This is a genomic window from Metabacillus sp. RB-C-LZQ-3-1 (assembly GCF_058315175.1).
This window is the reverse complement of record NZ_JBZFLI010000026.1, coordinates 1-26,403: the sequence shown is the minus strand read 5'-3', so window position 1 is coordinate 26,403 and position 26,403 is coordinate 1. Positions and strand designations below refer to the sequence as shown.

Annotated in this window: 23 protein-coding genes and 1 pseudogene; 12 read left to right on the top strand and 12 right to left on the bottom strand. The window is 35.2% G+C overall.

All coding sequences use genetic code 11. The features are described from left to right. Positions 1 to 49: 49 nt before the first annotated feature. From AC4GZ8_RS23965 to AC4GZ8_RS23955, 3 genes are all read right to left on the bottom strand, one after another. Positions 50 to 1,345, bottom strand: a complete 1,296-nt coding sequence (locus AC4GZ8_RS23965; RefSeq protein ID WP_491084397.1) for an ABC transporter substrate-binding protein — start codon at positions 1,343 to 1,345, stop codon at positions 50 to 52. Positions 1,346 to 1,756: 411 nt separating this feature from the next. After that, positions 1,757 to 2,935: an MFS transporter gene (locus AC4GZ8_RS23960; protein ID WP_491084396.1), complete on the bottom strand. Its 1,179-nt coding sequence runs from the start codon at positions 2,933 to 2,935 to the stop codon at positions 1,757 to 1,759. A 270-nt stretch (positions 2,936 to 3,205) separates the two neighbouring features. Further along, positions 3,206 to 3,406, bottom strand: a complete 201-nt coding sequence (locus AC4GZ8_RS23955) for a cold-shock protein (protein WP_026562521.1) — start codon at positions 3,404 to 3,406, stop codon at positions 3,206 to 3,208. A gap of 288 nt (positions 3,407 to 3,694) precedes the next feature. On the opposite strand from AC4GZ8_RS23955, the gene AC4GZ8_RS23950 reads away from it, so the two are divergent. Both AC4GZ8_RS23950 and AC4GZ8_RS23945 read left to right on the top strand, forming a co-directional pair. Then, the gene (locus AC4GZ8_RS23950; protein WP_491084395.1) at positions 3,695 to 4,486 is read left to right on the top strand and encodes a Cof-type HAD-IIB family hydrolase; all 792 of its coding nucleotides are present in this window, start codon (positions 3,695 to 3,697) and stop codon (positions 4,484 to 4,486) included. Between the two features lie 15 nt (positions 4,487 to 4,501). Next, complete coding sequence (locus AC4GZ8_RS23945; protein WP_491084394.1) at positions 4,502 to 4,924, top strand: DUF1801 domain-containing protein; 423 nt, start codon at positions 4,502 to 4,504, stop codon at positions 4,922 to 4,924. Positions 4,925 to 4,970: 46 nt separating this feature from the next. On the opposite strand, the gene AC4GZ8_RS23940 is transcribed toward AC4GZ8_RS23945, so the two are convergent. Further along, complete coding sequence (locus AC4GZ8_RS23940) at positions 4,971 to 6,200, bottom strand: Zn-dependent hydrolase (RefSeq protein ID WP_491084393.1); 1,230 nt, start codon at positions 6,198 to 6,200, stop codon at positions 4,971 to 4,973. Between the two features lie 186 nt (positions 6,201 to 6,386). Further along, positions 6,387 to 8,990, bottom strand: coding sequence for a putative amidoligase domain-containing protein (locus tag AC4GZ8_RS23935; protein WP_491084421.1), 2,604 nt, complete (start codon positions 8,988 to 8,990; stop codon positions 6,387 to 6,389). 334 nt (positions 8,991 to 9,324) lie between these two features. On the opposite strand from AC4GZ8_RS23935, the gene AC4GZ8_RS23930 reads away from it, so the two are divergent. After that, the gene (locus tag AC4GZ8_RS23930; RefSeq protein WP_491084392.1) at positions 9,325 to 9,996 is read left to right on the top strand and encodes an N-formylglutamate amidohydrolase; all 672 of its coding nucleotides are present in this window, start codon (positions 9,325 to 9,327) and stop codon (positions 9,994 to 9,996) included. A gap of 199 nt (positions 9,997 to 10,195) precedes the next feature. On the opposite strand, the gene speE is transcribed toward AC4GZ8_RS23930, so the two are convergent. Continuing rightward, positions 10,196 to 11,032, bottom strand: coding sequence for a polyamine aminopropyltransferase (gene speE, locus AC4GZ8_RS23925; RefSeq protein ID WP_491084391.1), 837 nt, complete (start codon positions 11,030 to 11,032; stop codon positions 10,196 to 10,198). Between the two features lie 282 nt (positions 11,033 to 11,314). Between speE and AC4GZ8_RS23920 the strand changes: the two genes are divergently transcribed. The 3 genes from AC4GZ8_RS23920 (at position 11,315) to AC4GZ8_RS23910 (ending at position 14,740) form a co-directional block, all read left to right on the top strand. Next, on the top strand, positions 11,315 to 12,316 hold the full coding sequence (locus AC4GZ8_RS23920; RefSeq protein ID WP_491084390.1) for a hypothetical protein: 1,002 nt from the start codon (positions 11,315 to 11,317) through the stop codon (positions 12,314 to 12,316). A 369-nt stretch (positions 12,317 to 12,685) separates the two neighbouring features. Then, entirely contained in the window at positions 12,686 to 14,050 is a 1,365-nt protein-coding gene (locus AC4GZ8_RS23915; protein WP_491084389.1) for an ArsB/NhaD family transporter, read from the top strand. Positions 14,051 to 14,068: 18 nt separating this feature from the next. Then, positions 14,069 to 14,740 carry a DUF2642 domain-containing protein gene (locus tag AC4GZ8_RS23910; RefSeq protein WP_491084388.1) on the top strand — a complete coding sequence of 224 codons (672 nt, stop codon included), beginning with the start codon at positions 14,069 to 14,071 and terminating at the stop codon, positions 14,738 to 14,740. A 110-nt stretch (positions 14,741 to 14,850) separates the two neighbouring features. Here the strand turns inward: AC4GZ8_RS23910 and AC4GZ8_RS23905 are convergent, their stop codons facing one another. Both AC4GZ8_RS23905 and AC4GZ8_RS23900 read right to left on the bottom strand, forming a co-directional pair. After that, positions 14,851 to 16,089, bottom strand: coding sequence for a PucR family transcriptional regulator (locus AC4GZ8_RS23905; protein ID WP_491084387.1), 1,239 nt, complete (start codon positions 16,087 to 16,089; stop codon positions 14,851 to 14,853). 364 nt (positions 16,090 to 16,453) lie between these two features. Further along, positions 16,454 to 17,941: a flotillin family protein gene (locus tag AC4GZ8_RS23900; RefSeq protein WP_491084386.1), complete on the bottom strand. Its 1,488-nt coding sequence runs from the start codon at positions 17,939 to 17,941 to the stop codon at positions 16,454 to 16,456. Positions 17,942 to 18,330: 389 nt separating this feature from the next. Here AC4GZ8_RS23900 and AC4GZ8_RS23895 point away from each other — a divergent pair, with 389 nt between their 5' ends. The 4 genes from AC4GZ8_RS23895 (at position 18,331) to tatC (ending at position 21,531) form a co-directional block, all read left to right on the top strand. Further along, on the top strand, positions 18,331 to 19,953 hold the full coding sequence (locus tag AC4GZ8_RS23895) for an FAD-dependent oxidoreductase (RefSeq protein WP_491084385.1): 1,623 nt from the start codon (positions 18,331 to 18,333) through the stop codon (positions 19,951 to 19,953). A gap of 41 nt (positions 19,954 to 19,994) precedes the next feature. Then, positions 19,995 to 20,525, top strand: a complete 531-nt coding sequence (locus tag AC4GZ8_RS23890) for a RidA family protein (RefSeq protein WP_491084384.1) — start codon at positions 19,995 to 19,997, stop codon at positions 20,523 to 20,525. Between the two features lie 18 nt (positions 20,526 to 20,543). After that, positions 20,544 to 20,732 carry a twin-arginine translocase TatA/TatE family subunit gene (locus tag AC4GZ8_RS23885; protein ID WP_491084383.1) on the top strand — a complete coding sequence of 63 codons (189 nt, stop codon included), beginning with the start codon at positions 20,544 to 20,546 and terminating at the stop codon, positions 20,730 to 20,732. Between the two features lie 67 nt (positions 20,733 to 20,799). Continuing rightward, the gene (gene tatC / locus AC4GZ8_RS23880) at positions 20,800 to 21,531 is read left to right on the top strand and encodes a twin-arginine translocase subunit TatC (protein WP_491084420.1); all 732 of its coding nucleotides are present in this window, start codon (positions 20,800 to 20,802) and stop codon (positions 21,529 to 21,531) included. Between the two features lie 105 nt (positions 21,532 to 21,636). On the opposite strand, the gene pruA is transcribed toward tatC, so the two are convergent. The 3 genes and pseudogenes from pruA to AC4GZ8_RS23865 form a co-directional block, all read right to left on the bottom strand. Next, entirely contained in the window at positions 21,637 to 23,184 is a 1,548-nt protein-coding gene (gene pruA / locus AC4GZ8_RS23875) for an L-glutamate gamma-semialdehyde dehydrogenase (RefSeq protein WP_491084382.1), read from the bottom strand. A 17-nt stretch (positions 23,185 to 23,201) separates the two neighbouring features. Then, complete coding sequence (locus tag AC4GZ8_RS23870) at positions 23,202 to 24,119, bottom strand: proline dehydrogenase family protein (RefSeq protein ID WP_491084381.1); 918 nt, start codon at positions 24,117 to 24,119, stop codon at positions 23,202 to 23,204. A 350-nt stretch (positions 24,120 to 24,469) separates the two neighbouring features. Continuing rightward, positions 24,470 to 24,610, bottom strand: a pseudogene (locus AC4GZ8_RS23865) (alpha-L-arabinofuranosidase C-terminal domain-containing protein); the annotation flags it as partial. Between the two features lie 244 nt (positions 24,611 to 24,854). On the opposite strand from AC4GZ8_RS23865, the gene AC4GZ8_RS23860 reads away from it, so the two are divergent. Both AC4GZ8_RS23860 and AC4GZ8_RS23855 read left to right on the top strand, forming a co-directional pair. After that, complete coding sequence (locus tag AC4GZ8_RS23860) at positions 24,855 to 25,040, top strand: hypothetical protein (RefSeq protein WP_491084380.1); 186 nt, start codon at positions 24,855 to 24,857, stop codon at positions 25,038 to 25,040. Positions 25,041 to 25,348: 308 nt separating this feature from the next. Further along, positions 25,349 to 25,528 (top strand): hypothetical protein, encoded by a 180-nt coding sequence (locus AC4GZ8_RS23855; protein WP_491084379.1) that lies wholly within the window; start codon positions 25,349 to 25,351, stop codon positions 25,526 to 25,528. A 110-nt stretch (positions 25,529 to 25,638) separates the two neighbouring features. Here the strand turns inward: AC4GZ8_RS23855 and AC4GZ8_RS23850 are convergent, their stop codons facing one another. Next, positions 25,639 to 26,331: a YesL family protein gene (locus tag AC4GZ8_RS23850; RefSeq protein ID WP_491084378.1), complete on the bottom strand. Its 693-nt coding sequence runs from the start codon at positions 26,329 to 26,331 to the stop codon at positions 25,639 to 25,641. Positions 26,332 to 26,403: the final 72 nt, after the last annotated feature.

Genomic DNA, 26,403 nt, shown 5'->3' with positions numbered 1-26,403 from the left:
AGTCTCCCCTTAATTTAACCGCTTACACCTTGACTAATGAACATGTTCCTTATCGAGCTAGCTCACGTTCAAGCTGCTTCATCGCTTTATCCCAACTTGCATCAGGTTTATCTTGACCATCCTTCACACGAGTGATGGCATCACCAATAATTGTCTCGATTTGGATGGACTCAGGTCCTTCGATAATTGGCTTAACTTGTTGTGCTGCTTCTGCATAAATCTTACCTACAGGTGCATTATTGAAGTATTCGCTTGTAAAGTTTTGAATTTCTTCAGAATCATAGATTCCAGGTGTTGAAGGGAAGTTCCCAGATTCTTTAAACGTTACTAATTGTTGTTCTGGTGATAGTAGCCATTTAATTAATTTATATGCTTCTTCAGCGTTTTTTGATTGCTTAGGAATGGTTAAGAAAGATCCACCCCAGTTACCAGAGCCTTCAGGAAGTAGAGTAATATCCCATTTTCCAGATGCATCAGGAGCAGTTGCTTTCATCGATGTCATCATCCATGCTGGTGCAAGGATTGTTGCGTAATCCCCATTATTCATACCAGTTCCCCATTCCGAAGAAAACTGCTCAAAGCCTGAAGATAAATCCTTTTCAATGATAAGTGAAGCAAAATCATACGCCTTTTTAATTTGCGGGTTATCTTGAACGATGACATTACCGTCTTTATCATAGTATTTCTCGTCTCCTTGACCTTCCATAACAGTATAAGCACCATTTGGAGAGTCGATTAACGCTTTCCCTGTTTTTGCTTTGATTTGTTCACCAAGTTTAATATAGTCATCCCATGTTTGTACTAGTTTTGCTACTTCTTCGCGGTCTGTTGGTAAACCAGCTTCTTCGAAAATATCTAAGCGATACGCCATCGCTTGAGGCCCAATGTCAGTAGGTAATCCTAATAAATAATTGCCATCAGCGGTTAGAGCCTGTTGCCATTTCCAATCCAAATAATCATCCTTCACTTCCTCTGCACCTAGGTCAAGAAGATTATGGAAATGTTCTGGATTTGCTTTCATTTTATCGATCCCTTTAACCTCAACAGCAGAAATATCTGGTGCGCCGCTGCCAGCCGCTAATGCTGTGGTTAAATTGCTATGTACGTCAGCAAATTCTGAAGTCTGAATCTCAATTTCAATGTCATTCTCTTCAGCATATTGTTCAATTTGCTTTTCAATCCCCATGTTTGGCCATAACCAGATTGTCAGCTTTGTTTTACCTCCACTTCCTCCTTCTTGGCCTTCGTTAGAGGTTTCATTATTACTACATGCTGTCACACCTAATAAGAGAATCAAACTAAAAAGTACCAAAACAAACTTTTGTAAACCGTGCGTTTTTAACATGCAACTTCCCCCTATTCCCCTTTTGTTTAACCAATAAACTTATTGGTTGCTATCATTATATTCTCGCATTTCACCGTTGTAAATAACTAATGAAAGGGCTTTCATTAACATTAAAAGACAAACTTCTACATTTTCCTTCTTCTTATTATATTTTTTTAGCATGTACTAAGGGTTTTTGCAGATTTAACGGAAAACAATATACAGGCAGATTTCCGTAGAAAATTGGCGAAATTTTACGATAATTCTTTTAAGGGGACATGCAACTTTGATAAAAAAGAAGAAACATTCCTTGATTTTTTTACAAGAGTAAGGATACATGTCAGTTTTCGTACTTGCTTGATAGTTTGTCATTTTATTGCAAAAAAAGATCACCCTTACCATTCGGGTGATCCCCATTCCAAATTATTTCGTTTACACTTCAATCCCCTTCTCCATTTTTTGCACTCGTAACTTTTTCTCTTTTTTATAAAAAAAGATGAAACCGATCATACCTAGTATAGATGAACAAGCTAGCATAAAGTAAAGTGTTGACCCACCCAAGTTTTCAAATATCACTCCTCCAAAGGAAGAGCCGATGATCCCTGTAATTCCAAAAGAGATTCCAACAAACATCATATGTCCAGTAGCTTGTAATTCTTCTGGAACAGCTTTATACAAATACTCCAGAGCTCCAAGGAAAGCGATTGCAAAGCACACTCCATGTAAGACTTGAATCAATATTAACATTGCAGGATCGTTAACAAGTGCAGTTAAGATCCACCTTACACTAAAAAGGGCCGCAGCAATAATAATGTAAATGGTCGGATTTGAAGCACGAAACCATCTTGCACTTAAAAAGAACAGAAGAGCTTCACTTGAAACACCAATAAACCAGATCCACCCAACTAACATCTCGTTACCGCCCATTTCTAACAAGTATAAACTAATAAATGAATCATTAGTACGATGGGTTAGCATGACTAGTGCAATCAGAGCAAAGAAAGCAACTAATGAAGGATCTTTAAAAAACAAGCTAATATCTTTATAATTCACTTTTTTCGTCCCTGCTTTTGCATCTGACAAAAACAATGACAATAAGCATGTTAAAATAGCTAAAACCGTAATCGGATAGATTAAAAATCCTATTCCAAACAACGAAAGTAAATAGCCACTCAACAATGAGATAAGAGCGAATCCAATTGATCCCCACATCCTAATTGATCCAAATGTTACCCCGTGAAGCTGGGATTGTCGTTTCGCTAAGTTATCAGCTAATGGATTTACAGGTGAGAAAAAGAAAAAAAAGAAGGCACCGGAGACAAGTATCCAGAAAAAAGAATCAATTTGGAATAACCAAATAACACAAGCAACAAATCCAAGTAAACAGGTAAATAAGATTTTTTTAACCGTTTTATATTTATCACTTGCATAGCCCCAAATAGGTTGGGCGATCAAACCGACAAAAGGACCTATGGCTAAAAACCATCCAATCTGCGAACTAGAAAAGCCCTTGTGTTGAAAATAGATTGGCAAAAAACTAACAACCATTGAGCCAATTGCGCTAACAAAAAACATAAATGTACGTAACGGAAGAAGCGGTTTTTGTGTCATCATCGTAAAATCCTTTATCATTATTTGCAAGCAGAGGACGAAAGCGTTTTCCTTTATTCACAACACATTCCACTTACATGTAAAAAACAAGAGAATCATTGCTTGTTATTATAAAACATATTTTTAAAAATTGTAAGAATGACTTTTAGAAGAAAATGCAAGAAAAAATATTTGCCAATCCATCTACAGCCGCCAAGTTTTTTCTTAATAAGACATGTAAAATAAAAGGACAATCCCTATGGGACTGCCCTTTATATGGCTTAATTGGTTTTATATTTTTTGAACGTTAGCAGCTTGTGGTCCTCTGTTACCTTCTTCAATATCAAATGTAACTTCTTGACCTTCATCTAGGCTTTTATAGCCTTCGCCTTGAATTGAAGAGAAATGTACGAATACATCATCTCCACCTTCAACTTCAATAAATCCAAAACCTTTTTCTGAGTTAAACCATTTTACTTTACCTTGTGCCATTTCAATATTTCCTCCTAAATCAATCAAAACAAGTTTGATGATAATTTCGATTTTTATTATTACCCTAGAAATGAAAAATAAACATAAAATAATTGTTTTTCCTAAATATTTTTTGATTGATCATCTTCAATAAAATGTAATGACAGAATTTTCTATGATAAAATGGGAAAATGAGATAGAAAAACTTAGCTAATTGATAAAGACTAAAAAGCAAAAGTCTTAGTTTTGCTTAAACGTTGAAGTTTTGTAATAGTATAAAAAGACATAAAAAAGGATTGTGAAGAGACGATGGCAGACTTTAAAATTTTATTTTTGGACATTGATGGCACCATTCTTAGACCAGATGATACGATTGAAGATTTAACAAAAAAAGCAGTTGCAGAAGTAAAGAAAAAGGGGATTGATGTGTTTTTAGCAACAGGTCGACCACTTCATGAAATTTCACATATTGCAGAGGAATTAAACATCACATCATATATCGGATACAATGGGGCTTATGCTATCCATCAAAATCAGGATATTTTCAGATCTCCCATGAGTCGTAAAACAGTCGAAAGCTTCGTTGACATTGCAAAGGACAATGGACACGAACTTGTTTTATATACAAATACGGAGAATATCTTTTCAGATTTAGAAAGTCCTGTTGTAAAGGATTTCATTTCCTCCTTCCACTTACAAAAAAATAATGCATACTCTAAAGATGTTATTGATAAAATACTGGGAATTACACTTATAAACCTGAGTGAAAATGAACCAGCTCTATATGAAAAAGCGGATCCATCCATTCATTTATCACAGGTAAATGTTGATGGGCTACGTCATTGCTATGACGTCATTCGCGATAATGTCAACAAAGGGATTGCTGTACAGCATATTTTAGAACTTTTACATATTCCAAAGGAAGCGTCCATTGCATTTGGTGATGGAATGAATGATAAGGAGATGTTAAGTGTTGTCGGAGAAGGCTTCGCGATGGGCAACGGACATCCTGATCTTTTTCAATATGCAAAATATAAAACAACAAAAGTAACCAACTCAGGTATATATAATGGGTTAAAATCTTTAGGTCTTGTCGACTAGATAGGAGGAAACCTTTTGTACGAGCTTAAAACAAAGGAAAATGACAGAGATGTAATTGAATTTCTTGAAGCCGTAGAGAATCCTAAAAAACGTGAGGATGCGTACAAGCTTTTGGATATTTTCACAGAAACATCCGGTTATCCAGCCAAAATGTGGGGACCAAGTATTATTGGATTTGGAAAATATCACTACAAATACAAAACAGGGCATGAAGGCGATGCACCTCTTGTAGGGTTTTCTCCTCGAAAAGCGAAAATCAGCTTATACTTTGCTACTGGTGATACAAAACGCGAGGAGCTTCTGGAAAAATTCGGAAAGCACACAACAGGGAAAGCCTGTGTTTATATTAACAAAGTAGCTGATATTGATGTAGAAGTGCTAAAGAAACTTATTGTTCAATCCATTGACTTCTTAAGAAAAACCTATCCAGATCAATAAGCATAAACAAAAACAACCAATTGATGGATCAATTGGTTGTTTTTTATCACTTCGAATTTAACTCCAATACAGCCTCCAATAAAACATTTACTCCCTTAGCACAGTCCTCCCAGCTTGTAAGTTCCTCTTCACAATGACTTTTTCCGTTTATACTCGGAACAAATAACATCGCAGTTGGAACAAAGCTTGCTAGAAATTGAGCATCATGCCCTGCTCCACTCACCATTTTTTTATATTTGTACCCTAATGATTTAGTCGATCCCTCTAATAGGTAACACATTTTTTGATCAAATAAAACCGTTTCACGATCCCATAATTTCCTTATACTCACCTCACATCCTTCTGTTACATGAACAGGAAGCGATAGAATGATTTCCTCTACTTTCTGAATAATTTTCGGATCTTTATGTCTTGCTTCAAAGGATAATACAACTTTATTCGGAATGACCGTATGGATATTAGGCAATACATTCATTCTTCCTATTGTAAAGACAACCTCCTTATCAATAGCTCCAATCTTTTCACGAATGAAGGAAATGAGATGAGTTGTCGCAAATAATGCATCTTTTCTCATACTCATTGGTGTTGTCCCTGCATGATCAGATTCACCATTTACTTCAATTTCATAACACGCCATACCAAGAACACAATCGACGACACCAATTGATAAGCTCTCACTTTCTAGAACCGGTCCCTGCTCAATATGTAATTCTAAAAACGCTGTTGCATTATTTAACCGATTCTCAATATCTCCTTCAAATCCGCTTTTATGTAACGCTTCTGCAAAGCTTATCCCTTCTTCATCCTTGCTTTTTATCATCTCAACTTTATCAAATTTACCTGATAATACCCCTGATGCCATCATTGATGGTTCAAATCTTGCTCCTTCTTCGTTTGTAAAGTTTACAATCGTAATCGGTATTTCAGGTGTGAGTTGATTTTCCACAATTGTTCTTACAATTTCAAGACCCGCTACAACACCAAGTACTCCGTCAAACCTCCCTCCCTTTTTCACAGTATCCAAATGGGAACCAATAACGATTGGAGGCTTTTCACTTAATCCTTCGAGTGTCGCATAAATCGTTCCCATATCATCAACTTTTATGTCCATTCCTATCTCTTCACAGCATGAAATAAAATGGTTTCTTACTGAAATATCTTCCGGGGATAATGATAATCTTGTCACCCCATTATTTTCGGTTTTTCCATAGCTTGCAAAAATCTCAAGCTCATGTTTCAATCTTTCATTGTTTATTAAAAGCTTTTGCCTTTGCATGGAAAACACTCCTTTCAAAGTATGGATATGGAACTTAAAAAAATTTTCTCAAAAATCTGTATAGCTAACAGTATCTTTGTCATATTTTCTAGCAGGATTTCTGGCATAATTAAAAGACTGTTGTAAGAAACAGTCTCTAATCTCAATTATTATTGAGTCAATAGAAGTCAAATGTTATCCATATTTCTAGTCATGATAACCAGCAAGTGAAGCTGCATAATTAAGCAATCGATTCCCAGCTAATGAGCGTAGTTTATATGCTTTAATTTGGGAAAATAAATTATCCGGTTTAGAGTTAATTTCTAAAAGCTTAATTGAATCACATTGATCGATACATAGATCTACAGCTATCTCTCCAAACACTCCAACCTCTTCTTCAACAGTTGCAACAATATTTCGAGCGATCTTCCCCAACTGGTTTGTCATGTTACGCCTATCATTTGGATCTTCATACAGCTCATTCATCACAACACTTAGTCTCATATTTACCTCGAGATCCTCTGTCATGACACCCTCACTAGTAAGTCGTGTCACCATTCCAGTCCTTAACCAAATACCCTTTTCGTTTTTTTGCATATACACACGTACTTCAACATTTTTATCCTGAAACTTTTTACGACGAATCCCCTCTTGAACTAGATAAGGAGTTGATTGAATGAGAGCTGATAATTGAAGAAGTAAATCCTCAACATGAGAAAAATAACAAGTTTGCTGATTATTCCCTTTATGAAACATTATAATTTCACTAGGTGTCTGTACAACTCGGATTACTCCCTGACTCAGCGAGCCATCTAACGGTTTTAAAAAAATCTCTCCGTGTTGATTTAGCATAGTTTTGACATCATTTAACTGTTCAATTAATTTGGTCTGCGGCAGGTATTCTTCATATTCTTTTACTAGCAGTTGATGCGTTGACCATTTGTTACCAGTAAGTTTAGATAATGCTGGCGGATTTAGAAAAGGGATATTATAAATCGTCTGCAACTTTGTCCTTACCTCTTCAATATCATACATAATATTTGTGTTTTCCTTCATCAAATAGCGATCATAAATGACCGCTGGAAAAGGAAAAACTCCCTCACCACTATGTGAAATTCCATTAATCACTTGGTTCTCCCAATCTATATCTGATGGTTCAAAAACATATACTAGTATTTGCTTTTCTTGCGCTAAGCGGAATAAATGTTGAAAATATGTTGTTTGCCGGTAAAAAGGTTTTGTCGCAAGGATACCAATTACTGGTCCAAGAAGTATGACTCCATTATGTGCTTTTAGTCTAGGGTTCCACTCAACTGGTAATAGCAATTTTGCTCGTAATGCTTCAGAAAGTTGCACAATATTTGAATTCTGAAAAGCAAACGGATATGCATGAATTTTTGCTAGTGAAAGTCTTTTTCCTGCACTTACAAAGGCAGTGCTCCCTTCTTTCAACTTATATTTTTGGCGCATTTTTTTAGGAATTTGAATGGAGAAACCTGTATCAAAAAGCTGCGGGGGTACCTTTAGGTTCCAATTTTTTCGAATATCACTGTTCTCTGAAAAGTTACGTCCTTTTTCGATTGTTTCAAAAAGATAGTTCAATTCTTTCTCGAATTTTTGAAAACTAGATGTTTCCATTATCTGTATCTTAATTTCATTCCAACACTTTTTAAGTATAGGAATATTCGCATGATAATAGGCACGTTGAATAGCTGGATGAAATAAAAGATCATTTTGTAACTGCTCATGATGTGCTGCAACAAGGTATGCTAGGCAAATAATAGATTTTGTAAGCTTAGGCTCAATAATCCATGAACTTAATGATAAATATTCAAAGCCATAACTCTTTTTGCGAAATCTACCTAGTCCTCCATGGTTTGTTCTTCTTCTTAATTTAGCGGCTTTTGGTTCTTCTATAATGGAAATTGGAATTGCTAGATAATAATCAAGTGCTCTTAATAATGAAAGAGAGGTTGGAATTCCAAAATGGAGGTGCCCTCCACACTGATACCCTCTAAATGGCATACTCCCTGCAAAAAATTCGATGTTTTCATAAGGTACCATGTCTGATGCCTTTTCTAGAACCCTTTCAATATTTGTGTAAAGTTCCTCAGGGGTATCACCTTGTTCAGGTCTAATTTCAACTAAAGCATATTCTCCACTATCTTTTTCAATTTGTCTCTCATCACATCCAACATCTCCATCAACAGTAAAGAAAGTTGAAGAGGGTAAAAGCTCCTGATTACAACTCAACATAAACTCTATATCGGCACCTATTGTAAATAATAGCGGTGAGCTACATTGCTCAATTATTTCTTCTTTCCTAATTGGGTCAATATCTATCACAAGTACAGAACCATTTGATAATACACCCATTTTTACAATACCATGTACTATTCCTGTGACATATAATGCTCGAATAGCGATTGATAGCCATTCTTCTGGTACAGTTTTTTCATCTACTTTTCTAAACTCCCATCCATAGGCTTCTGTACGGATAGGAAACTCATTAAAAGTAGCGTGTTTCACCTTTGCCTCTTCGATCCCTCTAACGGAAAGTCCATCAACTTCAATGCAATATTCTTTCTCAATAGAATAAAACTTAGTATAAAAATCATATTCTCGATTCAATACTTCTTCCTTTGTATGAAGCATGAATATATCTGTTCCACCATGTTGACCATATTTCCGACCAATAATCGGAAACTTGGACTGATTAGGTTCGATTAACTCAAATGATGGAATATTATTCAAGTTAAGGATTTGCAGCATTAACTCTTTATCAGATTCGATCCAGAATCTCTCCTTCATCAAATCCACACCAATAACCTCCAATTCAAAATTCTATAAAAACTTCTTAAGAAATTATAAATACCCATGTACTAATAGAGATGTTTGTTCTATTCAAGACTAAAGTAGTTTTTATATACTATGAAAGAACAAATAACTCTCCAGTATGTTTACCCTAGGTCACACGCCTTTTTAAGGATATAAGTTTACCTTCATTTACCTTCTCTTTCCTTATCAAGCAAAATTAGGTTTCATAATAGGAGGCACAAGTCTATAAGAGAAGCACATTATAAAAAAATTTGCATTTTCTATTAATAGCAAATGTTTTAATGAAAAAAGAAGGAGTCAGAAAGTAGTGAATTATATCCAAAAAAGCTATTTAAAATATAATAGAGGGAATGGTTTCCTTAATAGCCTTACCGATGCTTTACATGCTGCTCCTCCATCTGCAGATGTTTTCACTGATAAGATAGTGGAAGGCATTATGATTCAAACTGGATGTGCTGGTATTATAAGTACAGTTTCTAGGAATTTAGCGGATTTAAACAGAGTCCCTAATAACGAAAATAGCTTGGCTATACAAGAATATCGACAAGCATTAAACGATATTCTTATTTCTCACAGTTTAGTAGATCCCTGGCAACAAAAGATAAAACAACCATTTCTTCATCTTTCGTTTCATGGTATGAAGGATGAACATTATGGACCTTATGGAATTGAAGTAGGAACAGTTTTTGGTCTATCCTGTTCCACTGAGGTAAAAAAATGGTTTACTAAAGCACTTGCACAAAAAGGAGCCAACCTATTACCTGATATTAATCTTATGATTGATCAAAAATTTAGCGGAGATGAATCTATTACATTTCACCGACATGGTGATGGTGATCAACACCAAGGCTATGGTGCCAATTTCCATACTTTTCAGATTGAGTTATCTCGAACATTGCGAAAGGAATATATTATCCAAATTATTGAATTATTTTCTGAGCTTTTAAGGGAATTTCAACTTACATTTATTAAGGATTAAATCAGGACATTTATCAATTCCTTTCAAACAATATCCTATTAACATATTTATACTTGTTGATCCATTCAATTTCGCTCCCCATGAAATCTTAAGTTTTCACAAGTCTCCACATAATATAGGTTTACAAAAGCTAATAAAGCTCTTTAAAAATAAAAATGAGTAGCAAATAAACAACTACTCATTTTTTCTGCTTTGTTTATCATAATAGTTCTTTTACATAAGGAGGTAAGACGAATGAAGCTTGGTAGGTGGATGAATTGATATATTTTGTGTTTTTATCCTTTAGCCTTGATAAATCAGAAGTTAGAGGATCATAACTCTTTGAAGCAATGGTGAAGCTCCATAATCCACATGGAAAAAGCGGAATCGTAACAAGATACGTTCGTACAATAGGAAATAAAGATTGTAGCGATTTGAAGGTCTTCTTAAGTGTTCTTTGATTATAAAATGGTGAACCTGACTGAAAAACGGCCACTCCATCTTCCGAAAGACTTTCGTATACACCTTGGTAAAAGTCTTGATTGAAAAGCTTTGCTGCTGGACCTACTGGATCTGAGCGATCAATAATGAGAACATCGTATGTGTTTTTGTGTTTCTTAACCCAATCTACGCCATCTTCGTGAATAATGGCAAATCGTTGATCCTGTTCATAATATGAAGCAGGAGTCAACCAATCCCTACACACTTTTGTTACTTGCGGATCAATTTCTATGACATGAATTTTCTCTATTTCAGAATACTTCATAGCCTCACGTGCCGGACCACAGTCCCCTCCACCAATCATTCCCACATTCTTTGGATGTACATGAGTCACAATTGGCACATGACTAATCATTTCGTTATAGATAAAACCTTCTTTAGTTGATATCTGAGGTATACCGTCTAACACTAGTATTCTTCCAAATCTTTTTGTGTCAACAACACTAATTTCTTGAAATTGTGACACCTCACTATAAAGTAACTGTTCTATTTTATATTCTGTTCTCAGTCTAGCGTTTGCTACATAATTCGAGATCCATAATTCATCCTGTCTCAACCTAAAACATTTTAAATCTTCACTTTGTATTGTCTATAGCACCTCTCTTTCACGTTTCTTCTTATTAAAATATGTTCATCTTGACGGCTGGTTATCAGTATATAGCACAAAAATAAATAAAAGATACTAAACTAAATTACTAAATTATCTGCCACTAGTCTATTTGCCCCTGAGTATATCATGGAATTTTCCAATATGTGACAATCGCTTAGCGCAATATGTCCCCTGACACATATAATTACAGTACAAATATAATTACAGTATTTTTAGGGAGGCAAAAAAATGGAAAGCTTGTCTTATTTGTTAAATTTAGTAGGCAGACATGTTCGTATGTACAAAGGAGGTCCCGAATCAAAAGAAGGATTATTGCTTCATGTAAAAGATGACTATCTTGCACTATTAAGTAATGAAAATGAGGTTATCTACTATAATACATCCCATTTAAAAAGCGTTATTGAAGACTCAAAAACTAGTACCCTATCTAATGAAGTAAATGAAAACCAACAAATTCTTGAAGCCGATTCTTTTGGAGATGTCCTTTCACTAATGAAAGGCAGCAGCATTAAGGTGGATAGAGGTGGTCCTAATAGTATTAAAGGGACCTTACTAGGAATTGCTGATGATTATGTTTCTATCCAAACTGAAGAATACGGGGTGATCCATTGTCAAACTCATCACATTAAAAGTGTGAGCCTTGATAATGAATCATCTACAAACGTTGAAGCAAATTATGAACTTCCAGCCGCTGACTTCTCAAGCTTGCTATCTAGTTTCCAACATAGCTGGGTATCAATCAACCGCGGTCCTGAAAGTGTTGAAGGTGTACTAGCAGATATGACAAACAACTACGTAACAATTATTCACCATGAAAAAGTTCACCGCCTTACTAATTACCACATTCGAAACATTTGTTTAGGTTCAGTACATGATATGAAAAAGCAAGGACAAAATCAAGGAAATGAGCAACAAAGCGAAAGCAATAATAATGTAAATGAGAATGAAGCTAACGAAAATGCAACTGAACAAGATGCTTCTATGGAGAAAAGTGAAAATAATCAAGAACAAGTGAAAAACTCTTCTCAAAAAGATGAAAAAAATGCAAAACAAGAAAAAGGATCATCAAAGAAAGCTGAAAAATCGAAAAAGCAAGAAGAAGGAAAAAGTGAAAAACAAGACTCTGAAAAAACAAATAGAAGTAACAAAAAAGCTATGTATGAATTAATTTTGAAGTCATTATCCATGAATATCGAAGAAACACTAAAAAAAGCTAAAAGCCATAGCTAAGGAACATCATATTCAAGTTTGCACTTCCACATATGAATGTTCTCCCAAAATCCCTACTTCAAAAATTGCCTCAAGCTAAGCATAAGCTCAAATGAGATGATTTATTTAAATGTTAACACAATCAAAATTTCATTTTTTATGTTATTAGCTTGGGGCTGAAGGCTTTATTGACTAAGACTTCTTCTCTAACAAAACACTCAACTATCAGACAAAATAGAAAGAAGGTGTTTAATATGATTATATCTATATTTTTCGTACTTGCTGGTTCCATATTCTACACGATACTACGTCCACCTAAAAATACAGAAAAAACAGAACCTCATATTCTATATATAAAAGAATCTACTTTCGTAAAAGGAGTGGAACAAAATGGTTAGCTTCCAAACCTCCTTTATGATCGCGGTCTTTTTATTAACCATATCCCTTATCGTTTGGAAGCCCCGTGGTATAAACGAAACAGTCCCAACAACTCTTGCTGCTTTACTTGTTCTATTAGTTGGGATTGTTCCTTTATCAGATATTATGGAAATCATTAATACTGTAAGCGGAGCCTCTATCACAATCATTTCTACAATTATTATGTCGATCGTACTAGAGAGTGTTGGTTTTTTTAAGTGGGTTGCTTACAACCTTGTAAAAAAAGCAGAAGGTTCTGGTATTAAACTTTATTTCTATACATTACTTTTATGCTACTTAACGACATTATTTTTTAATAATGATGGGAGCATCCTAATTACGACTCCTATCATTATAAGAATCATCAAACTTCTTAAACTAAAACCAAATCAACAATTACCCTATTTACTGTCTGGTGCACTAATTGCAACAGCTGCTAGTGCACCAATTGCAGTTAGTAATATTGCCAATTTAATTGCATTAAAGATTGTGGGACTTGATTTAAATACCTATGTAGCTATGATGTTTATCCCATCGATGTTAGGTATATTAACCATTTCATTCTTACTTTTTATCTACTACAGAAAAGATATTCCTAAGAAAATCCCTTCATATTCTCTGCAATACCGAAACTGGAACCAAGAAAAGGTCCTTCCTGAACACCCCTTATCTGATCATAGTATGAACGGTTCTTTAAATATCGATTGGCCAACATTTCGACTATGTATTGTTCTAGTGGTTTTGATTAGGGCCAGTTTCTTCACCTTAACTCCGTTTGGTATACCACTAGAGGTTATTGCAATTGCCGGAGCCATTCTATTAATTGCTGTAAGATGGTTTAAGCAAGGAAAAGGTAGCATGGATGTTTTTAAGAAAACCCCCTGGCATGTTCTACTCTTTGCCTTTAGTATGTATGTACTTGTATATGGACTGCATAATGTCGGTATATCCGATTTAATTGTGGATATGTTTAAAGAATCTATGATTTCTGATCGGTTTAATACAGTCATGATTTCCGGACTCCTGCTCACAGTCCTTTCAAACGTTTTGAATAATTTACCAGCTGTTATGATTGGAACTATTGCATTTGTAGAGATGAACTTAAGTATCGAGATGTTGCAACTAGCATATTTAGCAAATATTTTGGGAAGCGATATCGGAGCACTTATATCACCAATGGGTACATTAGCTACACTTATATGGATGTTTATTCTGCGGAAAAACAATATCAATGTTACTTGGGGACAATATATTAAAGTCACAATTTTAGTAATTCCCGTTGGCCTATTCGTATCTTTATTTGCTCTTTACTTTTGGACGGAATGGCTATTCTTTTAGAAAAGGAGGAACAATTAAATGAACAATTTTAATTTATACCTTGGTAGATATATACGTGTAGAATTGCCAGGGAAAGTTCACCATACCGGTTTATTAATCGACTTTGGAACAGATATTATTGTTTTATATAATGGAAAAGATTTTTACTACATTCCACTCACTCACATTCACCTTTTATATCCAATAGATGATGAAGATGATGAAGAAATTGAATATCCTTCAAATAAACCTTTTGAAAACGAAAAAGACCCCTTATCAGTACGAAAAATACTAACAAACTCAAAAGGGATTTTTTCAGAGATTATGATAACAAATAAAGCCATTCACGGATATGTAACTAATGTGCTGAATGATTATTTCGTATTTTATTCTCCTATTTATCAAACGATCTATGTTTCCTTCCAACACTTAAAGTGGCTTATTCCTTATAAGCCAGATCAGGTACCCTATTCATTAGATCGAACAACGTTTACTAGTTATCCATCAACCCTTTCACTAGCACGTTCATTAGACGAGCAATTAAAAAAATTAATTGGTAAAGTTGTTATCTTAGATTTAGGTGAAAATAGTCGTAAAGTAGGGCAATTAAAAGGATATAAAGGATCGATGGTAGAATTAATTACAGCTAGAGAAGAAGTAAGCTTTGTTAATTTTAAACATGTAAAATCTGTACAGTATCCGAGTAAGTAATATCAGAAAATGGACCATCATAAAATAGCGAGGCTGGCTTTGAAACAGCCTCGTTTCTTCAATTCCAACCAATAATGTAATCGGTTCCAAAAGGTTTTTAATCTTTGAGTTTAAAGACGGCCCCTTTTACTAACCATTAAGTCAAGATAAAGCTGACACTTTTGATTAAAATCAGAAAAGTCTATCGTTGTTAATTCTGTGATTTGTTTCATTCGGTAATTTAATGTATTAGGGTGAATAAACATTTGCTCAGCTGTTGGCTTAAGTTTACAATTATTCACTAAATAATACTCCAATGTTTTGACAAGCTCTGTTTGGCTTTCTCTATCCTTAGCTTGAAGGATCTGTATATTTTTATTTGTATAATTCGTTTTAGCATTTTTCTCTTGAATAACATCCAAATATCTAAGGGCACCAATTTTGTTATATTCATATGGAAGGTTTTCTTGTGTTCCTAAATCTTCCGCAATCGAAATGACCTCAAGGGCTTCCTTATAACTTCTGTGCATAGATAAAATAGGCTGATACTCATTCCCGATGCCGATATAAATATTTGAATATCGTTTTGCATCAAAGTTTGTTAATAAGTTATCAACAATTTGGAGGGCAGCTGTTACAGGTGAATATTTAAGAGAATAACAGCCTACGATAATGACAATATTTGTTCGATAAACCAACACATGACTAGTATTATCCTTTAAATTTAAATAAGAACGAATTGTTCCCTTTAATTCCTCGATAAGTTCTTCATCTGCATGAATAGCATTTACCACCATCACACTAAAAATAGAGGGCAGCACAATATCAAGCTCTGTTGCTTCCCATTTTAATTCCTTTTCACTCATAAATTCATGATTAATCACTTTTCTAAAAAAGTTTTCGACTTCCTCTGCTTTTTTTTGCTTAAGTTTATTTTTCTTATAAATTAGTTTTCCAACATGAAAGGAAACTTCATAAAGAAAGTCTAATTCTTCTTCAGTTAATGGGTCATCAATTTCCTGCACCCAAATGTATCCCATAATGGTATCCTTATACTTTGCGTTGACAACTACCCGACGATTCAATCCAATTTCACTCATTTTTTCTACTCGAAACGGTTTTTCATTTGTTTTCAATTGATCAATAATCCCTGTTTCAACAAATCGCTCAAATATATTTAATGGACATTTTTTAGAAAAAATCGTTTGCTGGTTTGCATAGTCAAAATGATTCACATAATAAGAATTGTAAGCAAGTAAAAAGAAATGATCACTCTCCATAATCACTGGCTTTTTTAACCCATTACTGATAACATCGACAACTTCATTCAAATCAGAAAGTGATAAAGCACGCTCTAGTAGCTCATTCATAAGCAAACTCCTACCTCATATTTCTTTAATCTTATGATACTTTGCAAGTTTATACTTGTATAGTTTCATTGTAGAATATCTCCCATAGAAATAGAACAAAATCGCAATCGCCTTAGCCAGCAAATAAGACGATTTATTCTTGGACTTCAATTCTAAATTGGCTTATGACCGAGAGGTTAGGGCGCTCGATATCAAAACACTTCTTTTCAAAGTTCATAGATTTATTATTTACTATGCACCGAAAAAGCGGACAAAAATTTGTCCGCCTTTTCATTTTATTACGTAAAAAATCTAAGAATAATAGGATAAGAAAAACTAAAACTTTCTAAATTAGGACTTCTATAAAGGCTAAGTTTTTCTATTTTTATTTTTCAGGTTGGTCTTCAACAACCGTAGTTGTATCCGAATCATCGTCCTGTTTCACTTCTTGAAACGTAATATGATTGTCTGTACGATTTGTTCGATTTGCATATGATTTTAATAGCTCACCCATATCTATCCCTGTCATTTCTTTTAATGGCTCTTGGATATCAACCATTGTTTTTGTGATGCTTTTTCCAAATGAGGATACACCCTGACCATTTCCAGAATCGATAATTTTGACAGAATCAATATTTGTCAGTGGCTGGGCAATCTTCTCTGCAAAGACTGGGAGCATCTCGATAAGCTTCTCGGTAATAATCACATCACCGTGTTTTTCCATTGCTTCAGCTAATAGTTTACGAGCTTCTGCTTCAGCTTTACCGCGTTCACGAATTACGTCAGCTTCAGCAGAACCTTCTTCACGACGAATTTTTGCCTTTGCTTCCCCATCAATCTCAGCTTTGCGAGCTTCTGCCTCAGCTTTACGCGTAGTTTCATAGTATTCAGCATCTGCTTTCGCTTTACGAACCTTACTTTCTTCCTCTTCTAGCTTAACGGCACGTTCTCGTTCTAAAAATTGAAGTGTTAATTCCTCTTCTTTTATTTCTTTCGCAAGTTTTGCTCTTTCTAATTCATATGATTGTTCTGATTTTGCACGTGCACGCTCTGTTTCCTCTTTGAAGGCAGCATCCTTAATGTCTTTTTCTTTCTTCGATTCTGCAACCGCAATCTGGCGCTTGTATTCCTCTTCTTTCGCTTCTTGATCTGTTTGTGCTCTATGGATACGAGTTTCACGCTCACTATTGGCTTCAGCAATTTCTGCTAGTTTACGAACCTCTGCAATACGCGGTCTTCCAAGGTTTTTCAAATAACCATTTTCCTCATCTGCATCACGTAAATCTGTTAAGCCTAATGAAGTAATTTTAAATCCCATTAAATCCAATTGTTTTTGTGCAACCTCTGATACATCATGATTGAATTTTTCACGGTCACTATTAATATCCTCAACCGTCATCTTTGATAAAATCGCACGAAGATTACTACCAAGAACCTCGATAATTTCTGCTTCAATCTCTTCTTGTTCTTTTCCTAAAAATTGCTCTGCATAATTAGCAATTCCATTTAATGTGTCAGCTACCTTTACCATCGCAACTGCATCTGCGACAATCGGTACTCCTCCATTTGTGTAAACTCTTGGGGTTGAAAGCTTTAATTGAAAAGACGTTAAATTAACAGGTGTTGCAGTTTGAAAACGTCTTAGTCTATAACCCCCACCTCGAATTATTTTCATTGAACGTCCTTCTTGGTCTGTAAAAATATTTGTTTCCTTTTCAGGATCCCCCAGTTTTGGACCTGTAATGATTAACGCTTGGTTAGATTTGGCCGTCCGGTAACGAATTTTCACCCAAAAGAAATACCCTACACCACCAAGTGCAGCAATAATTAATAAGGGAATTAAGATTACAATAACTCCGAAAACACCTGACATTCATCTGCCTCCTAATAAATGTATTAGCCTTTTATTTCCACGTGGCAAGACTTTATAACTAGTTATCTACAATAAGTAATACGATTAAGATAGACGAAAGTTTCAGGAAATTGGAAAAACTCCATTTATTATTACTCTTTAAGTAATGACATTAAGAAAGGTAAAACGCATATGAGCTTCTATAAAATGACCCTCCATTTGAACTAATCTTTTAAATATAAAACATAGACTATTTGTCTATGTTTTGCGAATGAAATGGATTGTCGAGGAAAATTCTAGTTAAATATGTTTATTTTTTCCACTTTGCGGAAGATATTCTTCCAAGATTCTATTTGTAGTTCCTCCCTTTTGTATATGATTAGCTTATTCAAAATGAAAGGAGACATTATATGTCTAGTAATCATGAAAATGGTATGACAAGAAGAGATTTCCTTGAACAAGTTGGAAAAGTTGGTGGTGCTGTAGCTGTATGGGGTGCAATGGAATCACTAGGTATGTTCGCAAGTCCTGTAATGGCAAGTGCAAAGGAATTTCAGTCTCCTAAGATGAGTGATCTAGCAAACGGAAACAAAATGGGAAAGAAGGTTATTATTCTAGGCGCAGGAATTGCCGGTATGGCAACGGCCTATGAATTAGGAAAAGCTGGTTACGATTGTAAAATACTTGAAGCTCGAAAGCGAACTGGAGGTCGTAACTGGACCGTTCGCAAGGGGACCGAAGAAACCGAAATCAATGGTGTAAAACAAGTGGCAAAATTTGATAAGGGCCAATATATGAATGCTGGACCTGCCCGTATTCCTCAGCATCATGTCACTATGGACTATTGTAAAGAGCTTGGAGTTGATTTAGAGGTATTTTGTAATAATAATGAATTCTCGTATTATTACCAGGAAGGTGCAGGAAAGCTATCTAGTCAAAAAATTCGAAAAGGTACTATAAAGGCGGATACAAGGGGGTATATTTCAGAACTTCTTTCAAAGGCTGACCATGCAGCATTAGACCAAACTCTGACAAGTGAAGATATTGAAAGATTAAAATTATATCTAACAAGTGAAGGAGATCTTTCAGCTGAATCGACGTATACAGGCTCAACTAGACGAGGATATTTAGAGCTGCCAGGTGGTGGTCTTCAACCGGGAAAAGTTGATAACCCTTATAATTTTAAGGATTTACTGACATCCGGAATGATGCATAGCATTAATAGCGATTATGACTTTCAACAACAACCATTAATGTTCCAACCAGTCGGTGGAATGGATCAAATTCCAAAAGCACTAGAAAGTAAACTTCCTGGAAAAATAACATTTGGTTGTGAAGTGACTGAGATTAGACAATCTCCCGCTGGAGTAAGAATCGTCTATAAAACAGAAAATGGTCAAAAAAAAGAAATAACTGGTGACTACTGTGTTTGTACAATCCCTCTTCCAGTTCTTAAAAATATTGAGGCAGACTTTACATCGGAGATGAAAAATGCAATTAAGAGCATTAACTATGCAACAACAGGCAAAATTGGTTTCCAATTTAAAGAACGTTTCTGGGAAAATGAAGACCGTATCTTAGGCGGTATTACCACAACAAATATGGATATTTCGCAAATCTGGTATCCATCGAATAATTTCCTATCTTCAAAAGGTATTCTTATTGGTTATTATAACTTTGGTCAAAATGCCGTTGACTATGGAAATTTATCATTATCAACTCGTGAGTCTCGTGCACTAAGCCAAGGTGCAAAGATCCACCCTCAATATTCAAAATATTTCGAAACCTCATACTCAGTTGCATGGCATAAAATTAAATATAATGAAGGTGGATGGGCTTCTTATTCAGCTTCAGATCGTAAAAATTATTATCCTGTCCTAAATCAACCACAAGGGCGAATCCACTTAGCTGGTGAACATTTAAGTTATTTAACCGGCTGGATGGCAGGAGCATTTGAATCGGCAAGAATTGTTGTAAACCGTATCCATGAAGAAGTAATGAAAGAAGGAAACGTTAAGGTGAAAGCAGGCTAATCTGTAGATTTCAAGTTTAAATCTGAAAGGGAGTATATTTCATGAAGAAAAAAATTAAGTCTGCAGCAGCTGCTGCTATTATAGGGACATGTTTAATAGCAGCATTTTCTGCCTCAGCTGGTAGTGAAGCAGCAGCATTAAAGTCTGATAAAGTTACCTTCTTTGGAAGCCCAAGCTCTTCTATTTCAAGCTCGGTTGCTGTTCCTCACAACTATAATCGATTATCTTATAGCGGAACAGTTCCTCCACTCTTAAACAAAGATGGAAAAACTGTTTATGAAAGGTATGGTGATACAGAAACCCAAGCTATTGGAATTTTAAATACATTTAAAAATGACCTTGAAGCAAAGGGATTATCGATGTCTGATATTACATACCTCAGAGTCTACCTTACACCTGACCCTAATAAAGGAAATACACAAGACTATCAAGGGTGGTTCAATGCATACGCAAAATTCTTTAACACGGAAGAAAATCCTAATAAAACAGCACGCTCTACTGTTGGTGTTGATAGCCTGGTTAATTCAGATTGGTTAATTGAAATCGAGGCAGAAGTTGCCTACAAAAAATAAGAAATGGAGAGATTATTCATGATCCAAAACATTGGGGTACCAGGGTTAATACTGATCTTAATTATTGCTTTAGTTATATTTGGTCCATCAAAATTACCTGAAATTGGACGGGCTTTTGGGCGAACTCTAAGTGAGTTTAAAAGCGCAACGAGAGATTTAGTTTCTGGAGATAATGAAGAAGAAACATCGAAAAAAGCAAAAAGCTAAAGACATTATATTAGAAGATGTAAACAATGTTGTTTGCATCTTCTTACTGTACAAAGGAAGTGAAAATATGGATAAAAAGAAGATGAATCTTGTAGGGCATCTAGAGGAAGTACGTAAAAGATTTATCATTATGCTTATTACATTTATTGCCTTTTTATGTATTGCATTTATTTTTGTTGAAGATATTTATAACTTAATTGTTTTCTCTGCTGATCAAGAACTGACAGTTCTTGGACCAAGTGATATTCTATGGATTTATTTTATGATTGCTGGCTCATTTTCTATTGTGTGCTCGACTCCCATCATATTATTTCAAATATGGAGATTTGTTAGTCCAGGACTAAAAAAGCATGAGACCAAAACATTTATGCTCTTTATCCCACTTATATTAGGATGTTTTCTTTTTGGAATTTCCTTTGGTTATTTTATCCTTTTTCCAAATGTCTTTACGTTTTTAAATTCTCTGGCTGCTGAACAAATGAACACGATGTATACCGTTGATAAATACTTTAGGTTTTTATTTAACCTGACATTGCCACTAGGTTTTTTATTTGAAATGCCAATATTAGTGATGATGTTGACAAAACTAGGTATCATTAACCCAAAACAGTTAGCTAAAACGCGAAAGCTAGCCTATTTTCTATTAACGATTATTTCTACGTTAGTCACTCCCCCTGACTTTATATCGGCCCTGATTGTCATGTTTCCGTTGTTCCTATTGTATGAAATAAGTATATCAATCTCAAAAATTATCTTTAAAAAACAACTGAAATTAGTCGAATTACAAAAAGCCGGATAAGGAGAAAATAAAGGAATCTCCTTTATTTGAAGAATTCTGACCAATTGGCTCTAAATGAAGAAAAGAAGAGACAACAATGTCTACTTCTTTTCCTCATGTAACATATTAAAGCATCTCACTAATTGTTTTCGCCTGCATATGAAGGGCTAAGTAATCTGGACCACCAGCTTTAGAGTCTGTTCCGGACATTTTAAAGCCTCCAAATGGGTGGTAACCAACGATAGCTCCAGTACAGTTGCGGTTGAAATAAAGATTTCCAACATGGAACTCATGCTTCGCACGCTCAATGTATTGTCTATTTCTTGTAATCAAGGCACCTGTTAAACCGTATTCCGTGTTATTCGCAATTTCAAGCATTTCGTCAAAATCCTTTGCTTTAGCAAATGCCACAACTGGTCCGAAGATCTCTTCTTGCATGAGCCGAGCATTAGGATCAAGGTCAGCGAAGATAGTTGGTTCAATGAAATAACCCTTAGAATCGTCGCCTTTTCCTCCGCTCATTAAACTTCCCTCTTCTTTTCCAATTTGAATGTAATCCATGATTTTGTCATATGAAGCCTGATCAATCACCGGTCCCATATATGTTTCATATTTTTCAGGATTGCCTGTGATTTTCTGCTCTGTAATCTCGACTACACGTTGAAGAACTTGATCATAGACATCTTCATGAACAACTGCTCTTGAGCCTGCTGAGCATTTTTGACCAGCAAAGCCGAATGCTGAGGCAAAAATGGATTGAGCAGCTAGTTCAAGATCAGCATCTTTATCAACTAATACAGTATCCTTTCCACCCATTTCGGCAATAACACGCTTTAAGTGTTGCTGCCCAGGCTGAACCTTTGCTGCACGTTCAAAAATACGTGTTCCAACTTCACGAGATCCTGTAAAGGTAATAATACTTGTTTTGGGATGGTCGACTAAATAGTCACCAACTTCAGCACCGCTGCCAGGGACAAAGTTGACAACACCTTTTGGTAAGCCCGCTTCTTCCAGCACCTCGACAAACTGTGCTGCAATGACTGGTGTTGCACTTGCAGGTTTTAGTACAACCGTATTACCTGTCACGATCGGAGCAACTGTTGTACCAGCCATGATCGCAAATAAAAAATTCCAAGGCGGGATCACAACTGTTACACCTGTTGGTGTATACACATATTTGTTGATTTCTCCTTCACGGCTATTTACCGGTTTTCCTTTAGCAAGTTCAATCATCTGGCGTCCATAATATTCTAAGAAATCAATTGCTTCAGCTGTATCTGCATCAGCTTCATTCCAAGGCTTCCCTGCTTCTTTTACTAATAATGCAGAAAAATCATGTTTTTTACGGCGAATGCTGGCCGCTGCGCGGAATAAAATATTCGCTCTTTCTTCTGGATTCCAATATCTCCATGTTTTGAAAGCTTTATCCGCTGCTTGAATCGCCATTTCAGCGTGTTCTTGAGTAGCTTTGGCTACGATACCTACAACTTCTTCTTTGTTTGCCGGGTTATAGGAGACAATTTGATCTTCAGTTGAAATTCGTTCACCATTAATCACGAGTGGGTATTCTTTTCCCAATATCTTGTTCACATTTTCGAGCGCTTTTTCAAATGCTTTGCGGTTTTCCTCTTTTGAAAAATCAGTAAATGGTTCGTGTTTGTAAACAGTTGTCATTATCCATCGACTCCTTTTTATTTTTTTGTCATACCCTTTAAAACAAAAGCAAGATTTGCTGGACGTTCAGCAAGACGTCTCATAAAGTATCCATACCAATCAACCCCGTATGGAACATACACACGCATGTTATAGCCTTGCTTCACTAGTTCCTTTTGAGTTTGAGTTCTCATACCGTACAGCATCTGAAACTCAAAAGAATTTCTTGGAATTTGATATTCCTCTACTAATCTCTTAGTATATTCAATAATGTCATCATCATGAGTCGCAACTCCTGTATAATGACCATTTAACAAACGAGTTTTGATTAATTTTTTGTAGTTTTCATCCACATCTGCTTTTTTCGGAAAAGCAACTGTTGGTGATTCCTTATAAGCACCTTTAACAAGTCGTAAGAACGGCTCGTAAGCATTTAAATTTTGTACATCCTGCTCAGATCGATATAAATATGCTTGGATAACAGTACTAAGATAGGTATAATCAGCTTTTAATCCTTTAAAAATTGAAAGTGTATCCTCACATCGTTTTTCATCTTCCATGTCGATTGTGACCATGATTTTATACTTTTCAGCCGTTTCCATGATTTTTCTCATATTTTCAAAAACTAGTTCCTTTGAAATATCTAATCCTAATGAAGTTAATTTTAAGGAAACATGAGAATCTAATCGTTGAGCGACGATTGTTTCAATCGTTTGAATGCATTCTTCTGTCCTCTCTCTTGCGACCTCTTCACTTGTAACAAATTCACCTAAATGATCAACAGTCACTGAAAACCCTTGGTCATTTAACTCTTTAATAAATTTAATGGAGCTTGGAAAGTCTATCCCGCCGACAATCCTTCCAGAGGCAATATTTCCTCCCCAATTTTGGGCTGCTCGATTTAAGGTTTTATTGTTTGATAGATATAAAAATAAATCTCTTGAAATAACTGACACGTCATACACACCCCCATTAAAGGTTGATTAAGAGTTTTTCTTAACCTAATTGTACGATTGCGTAGCCTGATGCGACAATGTAGCGGATACACAAAGATTTAAGGGAATCATTGTGTCATAAATACAAATGATAAGTGAATCACTTTCACCGCCTATCAAACTGAGAAATTCTCTTATATTAGTACCATTCCACACTTTCTCCTGCCTGAAACATTTTCTAAGGGAATAAAAATAAGACCTTCCCCATAAAGAGAAAAGTCTCATTTATTACTTTCCTATTTGTTTAAACTAAAACGAATTACATTCCAAGAATGTTTCGCTAGTGGTGAAACTACTCTCTTTTGCCTTCAAGCACTACCCTTGTTGTCAGTCATAATTGGTGCAATAACATTAACTAACTGACTTATACATGCCATTTTCACCAGACCTGAATGCTTTAACAGTGTCTTTAACATGCTTCCTATTAAAGATTTACATTCAGGATTCAATATTTTTAAGATTTAAGCTCCGAAACACAGAATGAACTGATTGTTAGTTGAACCAATCGGTCCGTTACAGGCAGTTAACCCTACCTACCTTCTTTGTACACTCAAAAGCTTGAGGTGGGGTCTTATTTTCCATCACCTCCTCTCCTATGGAGGTGATGTTTCACTTTTTATTCACTAATTCCTCCATCCAATCCCAAAAGTTATAGTATGATTTTAATATAACCTGTCTTTCAAGGAGGATATTCTCATGAAAATTGCTATCTTACTTGTTATTCTTATTGGAGTTATATCTTTAGTCGGTACGATTCTCATTGGAGGCAAGGGAGACAAAAATTATGATACAAAAACAAAAGCAAACCTCTCTCGCTTATCATGGATTTATATCGTTTTAGGGATAGTCATTATTATTGGTTTTGCTATATATTTACGATAAAGTGAAACTTCCATCAGTTGGGTTTCCTTCATCCCCATCTGATGGTGTAAACTCTGAAGCTTGAGGTGGGGATCTTACTGCCCATTAAGAGTAGGATAAATGTCAATTTAGAAATTCATCTTCGTTCAATTGTGAACAAATTAAGAAGAATTTTTTTATATTAAAAAATAAACGGCCCAACTCCTTGACATAGGTCTTTTGATGCAATAAAATGAAAGCGTATTCAAGTTTATTTAAAATTTTATTGAAACCGTTTTCTAAAAGTGACCATAAATTAACTAAAAAACTTCAAAGGAGAGTACAGATCAATGAAACAATTCGTCTTTTTAATTGACACTGGAATTGAAAAAAAAGAATACAAAATCCCTGCATCTGGAATGACTGAAGCAGTTGCCAAAATCAAAGAAGTGAAAACTCAAATACAGAAAAACAATCCTCCATCATTTAAGATTCAATTTAAAGGCGTTATTTATGAAAACGCTTCCTGATGATTAAAGACCTTTTCTTCGGTATAGAAAGGTCTTTTTTATTTTTTGTAAAAATAAAAAAGCCGTTCCAACATAAACATGTCTAGAACGGCCACACTATATTCATAAAATTACTTCGGCTCTTCTGCTATCTTCCCGTTTATTTTCTCCATTTTTTGATAATAGGCAGCAAATCCTACATATGTGATAAGTGTTCCCATGAAAAATGGAACTAGGAAGGTAAACACACCTAAACTTACATACAAAATCACACCGCTGAATACTAAAACAACAATATTAATAAAGGGATAAACCATCGTGAGAAAGAATGCGTTCTTTATACTTGTCATAAGCTTTAATTCGGCATGTACCGTGTTTGAGAAAAAAAAGATGGTCATTAAGAAAAGAAATAAAAATCCTATTAAAAAGAATGCACTAATAAAGACATTGACTTTTGAGAAAAAGAAAAAGTCAGCAGCCCAAATCACCCAAATTAAGGTGATCAATAGACCTCCAGTTAAACTTCTAACATAGTTTTCTTTGTAGAAGCGCCAATAAGACCTGACTAGCGGGACATCCTCTTCACCCATGACCCATTTCCTCACTACTCCAAACATCGCTGTTGTAGCAGGGAAAAACATAAAAGGGGCGAGAACGGCAGTAGTTCCTAGTAACAAAAAGATCGAAGCTTCGTCTTCTGCAAATAATAACGACAAAGCTAAATAACAAATTGGCAGATTAAAAATAAGCCACAATATATTAATAACAGATAACCGCATTATCCACTCAAATAAACGGTTTAATCCACCCATAAAATTCGTCATAACAACATCCTACTTTCTGTTTTGTAAGCTCTTTCTTTCTATTATAACATTAATTTTTATTTTTTTCGTCAC

Bases quoted from the DNA above. Each gene is read 5' to 3' on its own strand.
- AC4GZ8_RS23965 (WP_491084397.1), bottom strand. From the start codon at position 1,345: ATGTTAAAAACGCACGGTTTACAAAAGTTTGTTTTGGTACTTTTTAGT.
- AC4GZ8_RS23960 (WP_491084396.1), bottom strand. From the start codon at position 2,935: ATGACACAAAAACCGCTTCTTCCGTTACGTACATTTATGTTTTTTGTT.
- AC4GZ8_RS23955 (WP_026562521.1), bottom strand. From the start codon at position 3,406: ATGGCACAAGGTAAAGTAAAATGGTTTAACTCAGAAAAAGGTTTTGGA.
- AC4GZ8_RS23950 (WP_491084395.1), top strand. From the start codon at position 3,695: ATGGCAGACTTTAAAATTTTATTTTTGGACATTGATGGCACCATTCTT.
- AC4GZ8_RS23940 (WP_491084393.1), bottom strand. From the start codon at position 6,200: ATGCAAAGGCAAAAGCTTTTAATAAACAATGAAAGATTGAAACATGAG.
- AC4GZ8_RS23935 (WP_491084421.1), bottom strand. From the start codon at position 8,990: ATGAAGGAGAGATTCTGGATCGAATCTGATAAAGAGTTAATGCTGCAA.
- AC4GZ8_RS23920 (WP_491084390.1), top strand. From the start codon at position 11,315: ATGGAAAGCTTGTCTTATTTGTTAAATTTAGTAGGCAGACATGTTCGT.
- AC4GZ8_RS23915 (WP_491084389.1), top strand. From the start codon at position 12,686: ATGGTTAGCTTCCAAACCTCCTTTATGATCGCGGTCTTTTTATTAACC.
- AC4GZ8_RS23910 (WP_491084388.1), top strand. From the start codon at position 14,069: ATGAACAATTTTAATTTATACCTTGGTAGATATATACGTGTAGAATTG.
- AC4GZ8_RS23905 (WP_491084387.1), bottom strand. From the start codon at position 16,089: ATGAATGAGCTACTAGAGCGTGCTTTATCACTTTCTGATTTGAATGAA.
- AC4GZ8_RS23900 (WP_491084386.1), bottom strand. From the start codon at position 17,941: ATGTCAGGTGTTTTCGGAGTTATTGTAATCTTAATTCCCTTATTAATT.
- AC4GZ8_RS23895 (WP_491084385.1), top strand. From the start codon at position 18,331: ATGTCTAGTAATCATGAAAATGGTATGACAAGAAGAGATTTCCTTGAA.
- AC4GZ8_RS23890 (WP_491084384.1), top strand. From the start codon at position 19,995: ATGAAGAAAAAAATTAAGTCTGCAGCAGCTGCTGCTATTATAGGGACA.
- AC4GZ8_RS23885 (WP_491084383.1), top strand. From the start codon at position 20,544: ATGATCCAAAACATTGGGGTACCAGGGTTAATACTGATCTTAATTATT.
- tatC (WP_491084420.1), top strand. From the start codon at position 20,800: ATGGATAAAAAGAAGATGAATCTTGTAGGGCATCTAGAGGAAGTACGT.
- pruA (WP_491084382.1), bottom strand. From the start codon at position 23,184: ATGACAACTGTTTACAAACACGAACCATTTACTGATTTTTCAAAAGAG.
- AC4GZ8_RS23860 (WP_491084380.1), top strand. From the start codon at position 24,855: ATGAAAATTGCTATCTTACTTGTTATTCTTATTGGAGTTATATCTTTA.
- AC4GZ8_RS23855 (WP_491084379.1), top strand. From the start codon at position 25,349: ATGAAACAATTCGTCTTTTTAATTGACACTGGAATTGAAAAAAAAGAA.
- AC4GZ8_RS23850 (WP_491084378.1), bottom strand. From the start codon at position 26,331: ATGACGAATTTTATGGGTGGATTAAACCGTTTATTTGAGTGGATAATG.